Source organism: Klebsiella sp. 141198, from assembly GCF_050600785.1.
Lineage (GTDB): Bacteria > Pseudomonadota > Gammaproteobacteria > Enterobacterales > Enterobacteriaceae > Klebsiella > Klebsiella aerogenes.
The window spans coordinates 183,204-198,055 of the sequence record NZ_JAQIRM010000003.1; the positions used below are offsets into that span (position 1 = coordinate 183,204).

General features: G+C 57.0%; 11 protein-coding genes. 6 read left to right on the forward strand and 5 right to left on the reverse strand.

Annotation, left to right across the window (positions count from 1 at the left end):
• Window positions 1–32 precede the first annotated feature (32 nt).
• Complete coding sequence (locus PGR10_RS10800) at window positions 33–806, forward strand: siderophore-interacting protein (RefSeq protein ID WP_271032083.1); 774 nt, start codon at window positions 33–35, stop codon at window positions 804–806.
• A 103-nt stretch (window positions 807–909) separates the two neighbouring features.
• On the opposite strand, the gene PGR10_RS10805 is transcribed toward PGR10_RS10800, so the two are convergent.
• The 4 genes from PGR10_RS10805 to dhaK all read right to left on the reverse strand — a co-directional run bounded on the left by PGR10_RS10805 (window position 910) and on the right by dhaK (window position 5,764).
• Window positions 910–2,559 (reverse strand): glycerone kinase, encoded by a 1,650-nt coding sequence (locus PGR10_RS10805; RefSeq protein WP_430921373.1) that lies wholly within the window; start codon window positions 2,557–2,559, stop codon window positions 910–912.
• 62 nt (window positions 2,560–2,621) lie between these two features.
• The gene (gene dhaM, locus PGR10_RS10810; RefSeq protein ID WP_430923456.1) at window positions 2,622–4,040 is read right to left on the reverse strand and encodes a dihydroxyacetone kinase phosphoryl donor subunit DhaM; all 1,419 of its coding nucleotides are present in this window, start codon (window positions 4,038–4,040) and stop codon (window positions 2,622–2,624) included.
• 10 nt (window positions 4,041–4,050) lie between these two features.
• Window positions 4,051–4,683: a dihydroxyacetone kinase subunit DhaL gene (gene dhaL, locus PGR10_RS10815; RefSeq protein WP_007372179.1), complete on the reverse strand. Its 633-nt coding sequence runs from the start codon at window positions 4,681–4,683 to the stop codon at window positions 4,051–4,053.
• Window positions 4,684–4,693: 10 nt separating this feature from the next.
• Entirely contained in the window at window positions 4,694–5,764 is a 1,071-nt protein-coding gene (dhaK, locus tag PGR10_RS10820; RefSeq protein WP_430923457.1) for a dihydroxyacetone kinase subunit DhaK, read from the reverse strand.
• Between the two features lie 555 nt (window positions 5,765–6,319).
• Here dhaK and PGR10_RS10825 point away from each other — a divergent pair.
• A complete protein-coding gene (locus PGR10_RS10825) occupies window positions 6,320–7,417 on the forward strand; it encodes a glycerol dehydrogenase (RefSeq protein ID WP_007372182.1) in 1,098 nt (365 codons plus the stop codon).
• Between the two features lie 116 nt (window positions 7,418–7,533).
• A complete protein-coding gene (gene dhaR / locus PGR10_RS10830) occupies window positions 7,534–9,465 on the forward strand; it encodes a dihydroxyacetone kinase operon transcriptional regulator DhaR (protein WP_087859867.1) in 1,932 nt (643 codons plus the stop codon).
• 10 nt (window positions 9,466–9,475) lie between these two features.
• On the opposite strand, the gene PGR10_RS10835 is transcribed toward dhaR, so the two are convergent.
• Complete coding sequence (locus PGR10_RS10835) at window positions 9,476–10,171, reverse strand: helix-turn-helix domain-containing protein (RefSeq protein WP_063446155.1); 696 nt, start codon at window positions 10,169–10,171, stop codon at window positions 9,476–9,478.
• 516 nt (window positions 10,172–10,687) lie between these two features.
• Between PGR10_RS10835 and PGR10_RS10840 the strand changes: the two genes are divergently transcribed.
• The 3 genes from PGR10_RS10840 (at window position 10,688) to PGR10_RS10850 (ending at window position 14,742) form a co-directional block, all read left to right on the forward strand.
• Window positions 10,688–12,376, forward strand: a complete 1,689-nt coding sequence (locus tag PGR10_RS10840; protein ID WP_113373102.1) for an arylsulfatase — start codon at window positions 10,688–10,690, stop codon at window positions 12,374–12,376.
• Between the two features lie 71 nt (window positions 12,377–12,447).
• Window positions 12,448–13,710, forward strand: coding sequence for an anaerobic sulfatase maturase (locus PGR10_RS10845; RefSeq protein WP_113373101.1), 1,263 nt, complete (start codon window positions 12,448–12,450; stop codon window positions 13,708–13,710).
• Between the two features lie 36 nt (window positions 13,711–13,746).
• Complete coding sequence (locus PGR10_RS10850; RefSeq protein WP_430923458.1) at window positions 13,747–14,742, forward strand: HAD family hydrolase; 996 nt, start codon at window positions 13,747–13,749, stop codon at window positions 14,740–14,742.
• Window positions 14,743–14,852 lie beyond the last annotated feature (110 nt).

Genomic DNA, 14,852 nt, shown 5'->3' on the forward strand with positions numbered 1-14,852 from the left:
TATCTATTTACCCTTCACCAAGGCGACGACGGATGACCACAATTAATCAAGTAAAATATCCGCAGCGCGTGCGTAACGAACTACGTTTTCGCGAATTAACCGTGCTGCGCGTTGAGCGTATCGGCCAGGCGTTCCAGCGGATCGTGCTGGGGGGCGAGGCGCTGGATGGCTTTGTTTCACAAGGTTTTGACGACCACACCAAACTGTTTTTCCCGCAGGCGGGCAGCGTATTCACGCCGCCGGAAGTGACCGACGAAGGCATTAACTGGGGCGAGGGCGTGCGCCCGGCGACCCGCGACTACACGCCGCTGTACGATGCCGAACGCCATGAGCTGGCTTACGATTTTTATATCCACGATGGCGGTATTGCCAGCCGCTGGGCGCTGGAAGCCAACGTCGGCGATAAGCTGGTGATCGGCGGGCCGCGCGGTTCGCTGGTGGTGCCGGAAGATTACGCCTGGCAGCTTTATGTCTGTGACGAGTCGGGCATGCCGGCGCTGCGCCGTCGCCTGCTGGGATTACGTCAGCTGCCGGTGACGCCGCAGGTGACGGCCATCGTCACCGTCGCGGATGCTTCGTATAAAGATTATCTGGCGGATCTCGACGGCTTTAATATCGAATGGGTGGTGGGCCACAATCCGGGGTTCGTTGCCGAGCGTCTGGCACAGGTTAAGGTGCCGTCAGACGATTATTTTATCTGGCTGACCGGTGAAGGCGCAGTGGTGAAATCGCTGCTGGCGCGCTTTGAGGAGCCGAGTATCGATCAGCAACTGGTGCGCTCGCAGGCGTACTGGCATAGCAAATAATAGATAGAACGGTAAACCCGGATAGCGGCGCGTTGCGCCTTATCCGGGCTACCTTTCAGTGGTGTTATGTCGCCCCGGTAAGTGCAGCGCTACCGGGTGAGGCTTAGCGTTCCGCCAGCGCCTTAAACACCATCGCCACCGCGTGGGCGCCGGGGTCCATATTGCCGAGCAGGCTCTCGCTATTGAGATAGGAGGCGCGGCCGGCGCCGGCTTTGCTCGACTGGCAGGTGCGATCCGCGCCGGCCTGCGCCGCGGCGAAAGCGGCCTGCAGATTATCCGGTTCGGCCAGCAGCGCCGCCAGCGCCGGCTGTAGAGCGTCAATCATTGTCCGGTCGCCCTCATCGGCGCCGCCGTAAAATTTCATCTGCCCCAGACCCGCATTCAGCGCTTCGGCCACGCTGGCGCCTTGCTCCAGCTTCTGCCCGGCGGCGGTGAAGAAAATCGACATCAATACGCCGCTGGAGCCGCCCATTACCACCGTCAGGCGTTCGCCGATTAGCGCGAACAGCGTGGGTAAATCATTGAGCGGCAGTTGCTGGCGTTGCAGCAGAGCGGCAATCTCGCGCGCGCCGGCGGCGAAGGTGGAGCCGGTATCGCCGTCGCCCACTTTGGCGTCCAGCGCGTTGAGATGGGTTTCGAGGCCGGAGAGCGTGCTGGTCACCTGCGCCACGTAATCGCCCACCTGCGGGTTGGCCGATGGCGTAAAGGCGACGCGTGCGCTGGCGAGCGCGGACGGCATGATATTAACGGCCCGCGGCTGCACCGGCTTCTGCCAACTGGCGGTTTCGACATCCGACAGCAGCGCCTTTTCAATGCTCTCTTCCAGCACGATAGTGGTCAGCGAGAAGCCTTTCATATCCAGCGCCGTTACCAGCGAAGCCGGACCAATCAACCAGTCAATGCGCGCATGGAGTGGGGTATTGGCCAGCTCGCGGGTCAGAATCGCCATCTCGGCCACCGACACGCCGCCGAGATTATTGAGCATCACCGCCAGGCGGCCGGTTTCAGGTAGGGCGGCGGTCAGCTTCTCTACCATAATCTGCATGATTTCCGCGCTGTTATGGGTCGCGATCGTCGAAGCTCCCGGTTCGCCGTGGATGCCCATCCCCAGCTCGGCGTGGCCGGGCTGATGGCGCGGCGCGCTTTCCGCTTCCTGCGGCAGGTGACAGCTGGCCAGCGCCACCCCGATGCTGGCGGTATGGTTGGCGGCGTATTGCGCTTCACGCAGGACGGTGGCGAGGTTGAAGCCGCGCTCGGCGAAATAGCCCGCCACTTTATGCACCAGAATGGTCCCGGCGATGCCGCGCGGCTGTTTGTTATCCGGCAGCGAAATATCGTCGCCGACGATCAGCATCTCTACGTTATAGCCAAGACGGCGCGCTTTCTCCGCCGCGAGGCCGAAGTTAAGCCGATCGCCGGTGTAGTTTTTAACGATCAGCAGACAGCCCGCCTCGCCGGTCACCGCCTGAATCGCGGTGAGTACCGCGTCGACGCTCGGCGAGGCGAACAGATCGCCGCAGACCGCGGCGGTCAGCATGCCTTTACCAATAAAGCCGACGTGCGCCGGTTCATGGCCGGAGCCGCCGCCGGAAATCACCGCCACGTTGTTTTTATTCAGATCGCGGCGCACCACCACGCGGATCGCCGGGTCGCTCTCCAGCCTGGCGAGGTTGTTCCACGGGCTGGCAATAATGGTTCCCTCGATCACGTCGTTAACGAGGCTGGCGCGCTGGTTAAAAAAGAATTGAGACATAGTGGTTCCTGATCAGTAAGCGAAAACTCACCCTCCGGAGGCGGGTAATGGTCAAAGTGGATTTAGCGACGAATAAGACGTTGCTGACGCATATCGAGCGCGATGGCTTCGCCAGGCTCAATATCATTCAGCGCTTCGCCCTGCTGGCATAGCCAGGCGATCCCCGCCGCGCGGGCGATAATCGCGCCGTGGGCCTGTTCGCTGCCGTCGCGCAGGCACAGGCCGGTGATCTTGCTGGCATCCAGTTGGAGTACGGTCGAGGGATAAATATTGTCGGCGATAATAATCGTCGGCTCACTGGGAGTTGGCAGTATTTCCTTAATACCCTGCAGATGGCGTAGCGTGCGCTGCAGAATATCTTCGATATCGATATAGCGCGCCTGCAGGTAGGCGTCATCCAGCTGGCGATACTGTTGGCTGAGCTCCATCAGCACCTGATGCCACGCCCATTCCGCCGAGCACTGTTCGGTGAGCAGGCGATCGTTGGCGGCATCAAACAGATCTTCATCGTCGAGCAAGGTGTGATGGCCGGCGAAGATCGCCGCGATATCGGCGTTAAATTTGTTTTCCGCCAGCTCGGTGAGAGCATTGAGATCGACCAGCGTCTGGTCGATCGCCTGGCGCAGGCGCTGCTGCTCGCGGGCGATGTCGGCGGCGGTGGGGAGCGCCGGTTGGATCGCCGCCAGCGGATAAAGCAGGGCGGCGCCTTCAACACGCGCAGGTATGGCGGGTTCCGCTGTCGGTTGCGCCTCCGGCGACTCGCCGAAGTTATCAGCGGCCAGCGCCTGAAACGCCGCCAGCGCGGCATCGGCGTCCGGACCACGAGCCAGCAGGCGCAGCTTATCGTGGCGGCGCACCTGCAGCAGAGCGATTTGATTCAGACTGTCCGGGGTGACGCATTTGCCGTTTTTCTCCAGTACCAGGTCGGCGTTAAAACCCGCCAGCGCGGCGACCAGCTTTGATGCCGGACGCACGTGCAGGCCGTTGTGATTGTTAATAATGACTGAAACCGATTTAGCGTCGCCGTCGTCAGCAAACGTTGGGGCGGCGGCGTCAGGCGTGTGCGAAGGTAAACCCAGCTGAACCCGCTTGGCTTCCAGGGCGTTCATGGCATCGGCGATAACTTTGTCGATTCCGGCGCCGGAGGCGGCGCTGACGGTGGCCGCCAGCGTCCCTTCGACCAACGGCGCGGCGCACAGCCGCACTTTTGCCGCAATCGCCGGATCGAGTAGATCGAGGGCGGTTTCGGCGCTGAGCAGGGCGCTGCCGATATCCATCATCACCAGTACATGGTCGGTGTCGGCGACGGATTCGATCGCCTCCATGACTTTAATCGGATCGGTGCCGATCGGGCTGTCGGGATCGTCGATCCCGGCGGCGATCGCCAGCTTACAGCCATCGTTCATTAACATCTGCCGGGCCAGTTCTCCGACACCTTCGCCCAGCCGGGCGCTATGAGAAACAATAACCAGGTTTACCATCGCGATTTCCTTACTCTTTGGCGGCGGCAGCCAGCATCTGAACCATAAACAGCACCGAGGTCGCGCCGGGATCCTGATGCCCGATGCTGCGCTCGCCGAGATAGCTGGCGCGGCCTTTACGGGCCTGCATGGTGATGGTGGCGTGGGCGGCGCGCTCGGCCACTTCGCAGGCGGCATCCAGCGCGGCAGGGATAGACAAATGCTGCTCGCTGGAATGACGCAGGGATTCCACTACCGGCAGCCAGACGTCGCACATCGTCTTATCGCCCGGCTCCGCTTTACCACGGTTGACGACGCCGTCCGCGCCTTCGCGGATCATCTGATAAAGTTCGTCGAGGGTCAGGCTTTGATGCGCCTGGGTGACCTGGGCGGCGCGGATAAAGAAGGTGCCGAACAGCGGACCGCTGGCGCCGCCGACGTTGGAAAGCAGCGTCATCCCGGTATTCTTGAGAATAAAACCGATGTCTTTATCGGCGATCGACGGCAGCTTTTCGACCACTTTGCTGAAGCCGCGGTGCATATTGAGGCCGTGGTCGGCATCACCGATCTCTTTATCAAGGCCGGTGAGAAAATCGCTCTGTTTGGTGAAAATGTCGCCGCAGCGGTACAGCCAGTCGACGATTTGCGTTCTGTTCAGTGACATGTCGTGCTCCTTATTTTCCCCAGTTCAGCGCCGGGGTATGGACCGGGGCGTCCCATAACGCCAGCGTGTCATCATCCGCTTTCAGCAGGGTGATGGAGAAACCCGCCATATCCAGCGAGGTGCAGTAGCTGCCGATGAGGTTGCGTTCAATCACAATGCCGGAGGCTTCGCAGCGCTGGGCGAGGCGGTTGTAAACGCCGTATAGTTCGGAAAGCGGGGTGGCGCCGAGGTTATTGACCAGCGCGATAACCCGATCGCCGTTTTGCAGCGCGGTTTTGCTCTGTTTCACTTCCTGCCACGCTCCCTTGACGTTATCCCACTGGCGCAGCGTGCGGCTGTATGCGCCGTTTTCCAGCAGGGTATCGAACATTTCATCGACGGTTTGGTCGAGCGAGCTGAAGCGGCGGCGGTCGATACCTGGCTCGCCATGGATGCCGACGCCGAACTCCATCTCATCGTCTTTCAGGGTAAAGGAGGGCTGTCCGGCGGCCGGTACGGTGCAGACGCCCAGCGCGATGCCAATCGAGTGGCCAAGGTTATTTAAACGGCGGCCCAGTTCAGCGCAGGCTTCCAGCGAGTCGCCGCGTTCGGCGGCGGCGCCGACCAGTTTTTCAATCAGCACGGTATTGGCGACGCCGCGGCGTCCGGCGGTATAGAGACTATCTTTTACCGCCACGTCGTCATCCACCACGACGGTGGTGACCTTAACGCCGCTTTCGTGCAGCAGCTCGGTAGCGGTCTCAAAATTCAGGATGTCGCCGGTATAGTTTTTGATAATCAGCAGGACGCCTTCGCCGCCGTCAATCTGCATCGCGCATTCGAACATTTTGTCCGGCGTCGGCGAGGTGAAAATTTCCCCCGGGCAGGCGCCGGAAAGCATGCCCTGGCCGATGTAGCCGCAGTGCATCGGTTCGTGTCCGCTGCCGCCGCCGGAGAGCAGCGCCACTTTGCCGGCGACCGGCGCATCGGAGCGGGTTACATAGACCGGGTCCTGGTGCAGCGTCAGTTCAGGATGCGCCTTCGCCAGGCCGATAAGCTGTTCACTCAGTACATCTTCCACACGGTTAATCAGTTTTTTCATTGTTTATGCTCCGTAGGGTAGGGGAGGTCGCCTGTCTATAAGGGTAGCCCGGCGATGTAGTGATTCTGGCTGAGCGGGCACAAAATAAAATGCCGTCAAAATTGGTTCCATAACGGAACGTAGAAAATGATTTTTGTTCCTTTATGGAACGTTATTCACCGATAAACACCAGAAATGCGAGCCAGCGCTAATAATTTGTCCGTTTTTTTCTGCTATCAGAGCGGGGACAATGATGATTTTTTTCGCCATTGTGCCGCGTTGAGCCGATTTTCTGCGTTAAAGAGGGGAGACGATAGCGGCTTTTTTGCCAAAATGATCCGATCGCGATCGCAATCCCATCGCTTTTTCAGTCACATTGTTTCAATGTGAAACGCATTATTTTTTTATCTGTTTCAGAAGAGAACAAAAAAGGGAAAAATTTTTTTCGCCGCGGCTCGCCCTACAGTGGATGCATCGCTCCGGCAGCGTGGCTGTAAGCGCCATTGATATCAGGCGCCGCGGCATGACGGCCTGGGCTCCCGTGTCAACATACGCACTTATTTGAGGGTGAAAGGAATGCTAAAAGTTATTCAATCTCCAGCCAAATATCTCCAGGGACCTGATGCCGCCATGCTGTTTGGCGAATACGCTAAAAACCTGGCCGACAGCTTTTTTGTTATCGCCGATGACTTCGTGATGAAGCTGGCGGGCGACAAAGTATTGAACGGCCTGCATAGCCACAATATTAGCTGCCATGCGGAACGGTTTAACGGCGAGTGCAGCCATGCGGAAATCAACCGCCTGATCGCCATTCTTAAGCAGCACGGCTGCCGTGGCGTGGTGGGTATCGGCGGCGGGAAAACCCTCGATACCGCGAAGGCGATCGGCTATTACCAGAAGCTGCCGGTGGTGGTGATCCCGACAATTGCTTCAACCGATGCGCCGACCAGCGCGCTGTCGGTTATCTACACCGAGGCAGGCGAGTTTGAAGAGTATCTGATCTACCCGAAAAACCCGGATATGGTGGTGATGGACACGGCGATTATAGCCAAAGCGCCGGTACGCTTGCTGGTGGCCGGGATGGGCGATGCGCTCTCCACCTGGTTTGAAGCCAAGGCCTGCTTCGATGCGCGAGCCACCAGCATGGCGGGCGGGCAGTCCACGGCGGCGGCCTTGAGCCTGGCGCGCCTGTGCTATGATACGCTGCTGGCGGAAGGCGAAAAAGCACGTCTGGCGGCTCAGGCTGGAGTGGTGACCGATGCGCTGGAGCGCATTGTCGAAGCCAACACCTATCTGAGCGGTATCGGCTTTGAGAGCAGCGGCCTGGCCGGCGCGCACGCGATTCACAACGGTTTCACCATTCTTGAAGAGTGCCACCATTTGTATCACGGCGAAAAAGTCGCTTTCGGCACCCTGGCGCAGCTGGTACTACAAAACAGCCCGCTGGAAGAGATCGAAACCGTGATGGGCTTCTGTGAAAAAGTCGGCCTGCCGATCACCCTTGCGCAGATGGGCGTGAAAGAGGGTATCGAAAGCAAAATCCACGCGGTCGCGAAAGCCACCTGCGCGGAAGGCGAAACCATCCACAATATGCCGTTCCCGGTCACCGCGGATAGCGTCTATGCCGCCATCCTTACCGCTGACCTGCTTGGGCAGCAGTGGCTGGCGCGTTAATTCGTTTTCGCCTGACCGAGACGCCGCAGCATAATGCGGCATGAACTTTCCCCTCCGGCACCCGCTGCCGGAGGGTTTTGTCGTTTTAACTGTGTTAACTCCAGCGGAAAAGGGATATGACAGCTCAGACTCAGGGCGCGGAAAATGAAGTTTCAGCCGTTATCAGCCAGTCGTGGCATCGCTGCAGCAAATTTATGCAGCGGGAAACCTGGCAGGCGCCGCATCAGGCACAGGGGCTGACCTTTGAATCGATCTGCCGTCGCAAAACCGCGCTGCTTACCATCGGCCAGGCAGCGCTGGAAGATGCGTGGGAGTTTATGGCCAACCGCCCCTGCGCGCTGTTCATCCTTGATGAGTCGGCCTGTATTCTGAGCCGCTGTGGCAATCCTCAGACCCTGGAACAACTGGCGGAGCTGGGATTTCGCGACGGCAGCTACTGCGCGGAGAGCATTATCGGCACCTGCGCGCTGTCGCTGGCTTCGATGCTCGGACAGCCGGTCAACACCGCAGGGGACGAGCACTTTAAGCAGGCGCTGCGGCGCTGGTCGTTCAGTTCGACGCCGGTATTCGATAACCATGGCCGTCTGTTTGGATCGATTTCGCTATGCTGCCTGCGCGAAGAGTGGGCCCCGGCGGATCTGTCGCTGACGCTGGCCATCGCCCGCGAAGTGGGTAACTCGCTGCTTACCGACAGCCTGCTGGCGGAATCTAACCGCCACCTTAATCAAATGTACGGCCTGCTGGAAAGTATGGACGACGGGGTGATGGCGTGGAACGAGCAGGGAGTGCTGCAGTTTCTCAACGTGCAGGCGGCCACGCTGCTCCATCTCGATACCCAGGCCAGCCAGGGGCGAAATATCAATGAGCTGCTGACCCTGCCGGCGTTGCTGCGCCGCGCGATTAAACAGGCCCGCGGCCTTAATCATGTGGAAGTGACCTTTGAGAGCCAGCATCAATTTATCGACGCGGTGATCACCCTGAAGCCTATCGTGGAGGAGCAGGGCAATAGCTTCATTTTACTGCTCCACCCGGTGGAGCAGATGCGTCAATTAATGACCAGCCAATTGGGCAAAGTGAGCCATACCTTCGAACAGATGTCGGCGGATGACCCGGAAACCCGCAGGCTGATCCACTTTGGCCGTCAGGCGGCGCGCGGCGCTTTCCCGGTGCTGCTGTGCGGCGAGGAAGGGGTGGGTAAAGAATTACTGAGCCAGGCGATCCATAACGAAAGCGAACGGGCGCCGGGCCCGTATATTTCGGTTAACTGCCAGCTGTACGCCGACAGCGTACTGGGCCAGGATTTTATGGGCAGCGCGCCAACCGACGATGAAAATGGCCGCCTCAGCCGACTCGAACTGGCCAACGGCGGCACGCTTTTCCTGGAAAAAATAGAGTATCTGGCCCCCGAGTTGCAGTCGGCGCTGCTGCAGGTGATAAAACAGGGCGTGCTGACGCGTCTTGATGCCCGGCGGCTGATTCCGGTGGATGTGAAAGTGATCGCCACCACCACCGTCGACCTCGCCAATCTGGTGGAGCAGAACCGCTTTAGCCGCCAGCTTTACTATGCGCTACATTCGTTTGAAATCGTCATTCCGCCGCTGCGGGCGCGGCGCGGCAGTATTCCTTCGTTAGTGCATAGCCGTCTGCGTCGGCTGGAAAAACGCTTTTCATCGCGCCTGAAGGTGGATGACGACGCGCTGGCGCAACTGGTGGCCTACCCGTGGCCAGGCAACGATTTTGAGCTTAATAGCATTATTGAGAATATCGCGATGAGTAGCGATAACGGTCATATCCGCTTAAGCAATCTCCCCGAGCATCTCTTCTCTACCCGGCCGGGCAGCGAAACGGCGTCCTCATTACTACCATCAAGCCTGTCTTTCAGCGCCATCGAGAAAGAGGCGATTATCCAGGCGGCGCGAGTGACCAGCGGCCGGGTACAGGAGATGTCGCAGTTGCTGAATATTGGCCGTACCACGCTGTGGCGCAAGATGAAGCAGTACGACATCGACGCCGGGCAGTTTAAGCGCCGGGGGCAGGATAAGAGTTAAGCCAACGGCGTTAATATTTTTCCGGCAGCTCGTTGACAATATCGACGAGCTCGCCGTTTTTCATCGTGATATAGCCGCCGTTTTTCAGATCGGAAAGTACCTGAAACAGATAGCTACGCGACATTTTGGTGCGTCGCAGGATAAAGTTCGCCAGGCTCGGATCGTGTAATACGCCTTCATTTTTCTGTTTGAGATAACGATAAATCATGGAGCGAATGACAAAATAGCGGGTGCCAATAGCTCTTTCGTCATGCGCATCGAGCAAAAACGCCAACGTGATGGCCATCATGTTCATCAGAAAGGTAAATTTATCGGGCTGGGTAAAATGTTTCTCAAAGTATTCGAGATTACAGCTGAACACTTTGACATTTTTTTTGGCGGTATAGTGCAACTGAATGCCCGGGCCATAATTCTCGACGATACCGAAAAACATCCCTTTGATGCCTTTACCGATCTGAAACAACTTTTTCGGCTGGGTTTTTGCTTTTCCTGGGGCGACAATAAAGTTGTGCTCCTGCATCTCAACGGCAATAACGCCTTCAAGAACAATAATAATCTCGCCTGTACTCAGAGTGAAATGTGTTTCATCGGCAATCTTGCGGATATTATTGCTGAGAGCTAACGAGTCTATCGCCTTTATATTCTTTGAAATCATCTTATTATATTCATCGATGATGTGGGAATAGGGCGTTTGAATACGACTCATCTTCTCTCCAGACTCAATTCTACCGCTTAATTACTCTTTGCTATTTTGCAGTGGCGATACTTTATATTTTAACGGCGCGGAATTACGCCTGATACAAAATATCTAAATTTAAAAGCTGGCGCCAGATAGCAGACGACACTTTTAGAGTCCGTTAACGGACTGATCTATCGCTCTTTTTAAAACACTCACTTAGACTGTTTTAGTGGGTAGTTGGGCTTCTATTTTTAGTAACTAAGAATCCACTTAAATATTGAATGATAATATTGCTTTTGCGGCGGGTTTCTTTAGCGAAACGGTGATAGTGATGCGCTTTGCATAAATTAAAAAATAAAACCAGAACCTGTGGATTTTTATTGCTTTCTCTACTTCACTTAAGCGCAATCGCCTCAGTAGCGACAAGAATATTTGCCGATGTCGCTCATCTCATATTGAGACTTATCTAATCTGACAACGCCTGCCTGACTTTAGCTAAATCGTAAGTTAAATCAGGCGCATTCTGAGCAATGAGGTTTGAAGATGAATAAAAAATACAAGGGTATCGGCGTGCTGGCATTTGCCGCCGGTTCGTTATTACCCGGCGCGACGGCCAATGCCGCCGATCAAAATGCGGCTGGCTCCAGCGATGGTGCGGCAAAGAAGCCCAATATTATCCTGATCGTCTCTGACGATACCGGCTATGGCGACCTCGGCGTCTACGGCGGCGGCGAAGGCCGCGGTATGCCGACGCCAAACCTCGACAAAATGGCCGATGAGGGGATGACCTTTTTCGACTTCTACGGCCAGCCGAGCAGCACGCCGGGCCGCGCGGCGATGCAGACCGGGCGCATTCCCAACCGTAGCGGTATGACCACCGTGGCTTTCCAGGGGCAAGGCGGCGGTTTACCGAAAGAAGAGTGGACGCTGGCCTCGGTACTGAAAACCGGCGGCTATAAAACCTTCTTTACCGGTAAGTGGCACCTCGGCGAAGCCGATTACGCGTTACCAAACGCGCAGGGCTACGACGAAATGAAATACGTCGGCCTCTATCACCTGAACGCCTATACCTATGCCGACCCGACCTGGTTCCCGGATATGGATCCGCAACTGCGTGAAATGTTTGCCCGCGTCACCCGCGGCGCGCTCTCCGGCAAGGCGGGCGAAGCGCCGAAGGAAGAGTTCAAAATTAACGGCCAGTATGTGAATACCCCGGTCGTTGATGGCAAAGAGGGCGTGGTCGGGATCCCATTCTTCGACCGCTATGTCGAGAAGGCCTCGCTGGACTATCTCGAAGCAAATGCAAAATCTTCCGAACCGTTCTTCATGAGCATCAACTTTATGAAGAACCACCAGCCGAACATGCCGGATCCGGATTACGTCGGTAAGTCGATGTCGAAGAGCAAATACGCCGACTCGATGGTGGAAATGGATGCCCGCGTTGGCCATATCATGGATAAGCTGCGTGAGTTGGGGATCGATAAAAACACCCTTGTGGTATGGACCACCGATAACGGCGCCTGGCAGGACGTTTATCCGGATGCCGGCTATACGCCATTCCGCGGTACCAAAGGCACTGACCGCGAAGGCGGCAGCCGCGTTCCGGCTATCGCCTGGTGGCCGGGCAAGATTAAAGAGCACAGCCGTAACCACGATATCGTTGGCGGCCTCGATCTGATGGCAACCTTTGCTTCAGTGGCCGGCGTTAAATTACCGACCAAAGACCGCGCCGGGCAGCCGATTATCTTCGATAGCTACGATATTTCACCGGTACTGTTTGGCACGGGTAAAGATCCCCGTACCTCCTGGTTCTACTTCACTGAAAACGAGTTGACCCCGGGGGCGGCACGCGTCGGCCACTATAAGGCGGTGTTTAACCTGCGCGGCGATAACGGCGCGAAAACCGGCGGCCTGGCGGTGGATTCCAACCTCGGCTGGAAAGGGCCGGAGTCCTATGTCGCAACGGTGCCGCAGATTTTCGACCTCTGGCAGGATCCGCAGGAACGCTACGATATCTTTATGAACAACTATACCGAGCATACCTGGACGCTGGTGACCTTCAATGAAGCCATCACTAAGTTGATGAAAACCTACGTCGAGTATCCGCCGCGTAAGCCGCAGAGCGAAGCCTACAGTGGGCCGATTACCCTGTCGCAGTATCAACGCTTTAGTAATATCCGCGAGCAGTTACAAAAAGAAGGGTTCCAGTTGGCGATGCCGACCGGTAATTAAAATGACGTTGGCCCGGGCGAGATGTCCGGGCCTTTTGCTGTTGTGAGCATTCTAGAGATAGGTTCTGGTCGATGAAAAAAAGCACCACCATTCCATTAACGCCATTACAGAACCAGGGGCGCTATCTGCCCGCCTATAAACGCCGCTATCACATGATGGCGAAACCCAGCGGCTCCACCTGCAACCTGGACTGTCAATACTGTTTTTATCTGCATAAAGAGCAGCTTCTGCATCAGCCGCACGACAAAGGAATGAGCGACGAGGTACTGGAGAATTTCATTCGTCAGTACATCCAAAGCCAGGACGGCGAAGAGATTATTTTCTCCTGGCAGGGCGGCGAGCCAACCCTGATGGGGCTGGAGTTTTTCGAAAAGGTCGTTGAGCTGCAAAAGAAATATCAGCCGAAGCACCAGCGCATTGAGAACGATCTGCAGACCAATGGCGTGCTGATTAACGATAAGTGGGCGGCCTTCTTAAAGGCGCATAACTTCCTGGTCGGGGTATCGATCGATGGCCCGCGCGAGATCCACGATCGCTTCCGCGTGACGCGAAGCGGCAAGCCGACCTTCGATAAGGTCATGGAAGGGGTCGCGGCGCTGAAGCGCCACGGCGTGCCGTTCAACGCGCTGGCAGTCGTTAACCGGGTGAATGCCCGTTTCCCGCGCGAGGTATATCGTTTTCTTACCCGCGAACTCGGCGCCACCTATATCCAGTTTACGCCTTGCGTAGAGGCCGCCGAGTTTAAAACTACCGCGCCGCAGTTCTGGCGCGAAGAGACGATCCCCATCACCGGCAGCCGCCGGGCGAAACCGGGCGATCTGGATTCTATCGTCACCGACTGGTCGGTGGATCCGGACGATTGGGGACATTTTCTGACCGAAGCTTTTGATGAGTGGGTGACCTACGATCTGGGCCGCGTGCAGGTGAATTTGTTCGAAACCGCCGTGGTACAGACTATGGGGCTTCCATCTCAGTTATGCATCACCGCGCCGTTTTGCGGTAAGGCGCTGGCGATTGAGAAAAACGGCGACGTCTACTCCTGCGATCACTACGTCTACCCGGAATATAAGCTTGGCAATATTAAGGCGCATAAGCTGGCGCATATGGTCTTTTCCGAGCGGCAGAAAGTGTTTGGGATGGGCAAGAAAGAGACGCTGCCCGCCTACTGCAAAAGCTGCCCGCATCTGAATTTATGCTGGGGAGAATGCCCGAAAAACCGCATCGTGCGCGCCCCGGATGGCGAAGAGGGGCTCAATTACTTGTGTCCTGGGTTTCGCCATTTTTACGCGACGGTTAAACCGACGCTTGAGAAGATTGCCGCCATGCTGAAGTAGGTCTGGCTTTAGGCGGTGGAATAAGAAGGATAAACAATGAAAAAAACAGTACTGCTCAGCATGCTGATATTGAGCTTCACCAGCGCGGCAGCCACCGATATGCTGCCGGCATGGAAAGATACCCCTGCTAAACAGGCGATTGAGCAATGGGTGCAGGGGGCGACGCGTGAAGGCGGGGCGGACTTTATTCCGCTGGATAAGCGCTATGTGGTTTTCGATAACGACGGCACCCTGTGGCCGGAAGCGCCGCTGACTTTCCAACTGCAGTTCGCGGTGGATGAAGTGAAAAGACTGGCGCCGGAACATCCGCAATGGCAAAAAGATCCGCTGGTGGCGGCGGTACTGAACAATGATTTGAAAACGGTAGCGGCGGGCGGTGAAAAAGGGCTACTCAAGCTGCTGGCGTTAACCCATAGCGGCATGACCACCGAAGAGTTTAGTCAGCGAGTCAGCGCATGGTTTGACAGCCATCAGGATAAACGTACCGGCTGTCGCTACGACCAGTTGGGATATCAGCCGATGCGCCAGTTGCTGGACTATCTGCGCGCCAATGGTTTTAAAACGTGGATCGTTTCCGGCGGCGGAATTGACTTCATGCGCGTAGTGTCGGAGAAAATGTACGGTATTCCGCCGGAGCAGGTTATCGGTTCGTTCGCGCTCAGCGAGTTTAGTCTGACGGACAATGGCACCCAGCTTCGCAAAACGATGAAAGGCGCATTCAATGATGACGCCGCGGCCAAACCGGTGGCGATCCACCTGTTTATGGGCCAGCGCCCGGTTGCGGCTTTCGGCAACAGCGACGGCGATCTGGCGATGCTGCAGTACACCGCAGCCAACCCGAACTATAAAACCTTTGAGCTGCTGGTCCACCATACCGATGCGGCGCGGGAGTACGCCTACGATAGCCATCCTTCCGCCAGCGGCAAGCTGGTGAAAGGATTGGCCGAGGCGAAACAGAAGGGCTGGGCAGTCGTCGATATGCAGCAGGACTGGAAGACGGTCTACGACCCGGCGCAGTGTAAGGCGAAATAAAAAACGCCGGAGGGCAATGGCGGTGAGTTCGGAACCGTATTTTTGCCGGATGGCGGCTGCGCCTTATCCGGCCTACGAATAGTATCCGGTCAACCGCCGGGAAGTGCTTT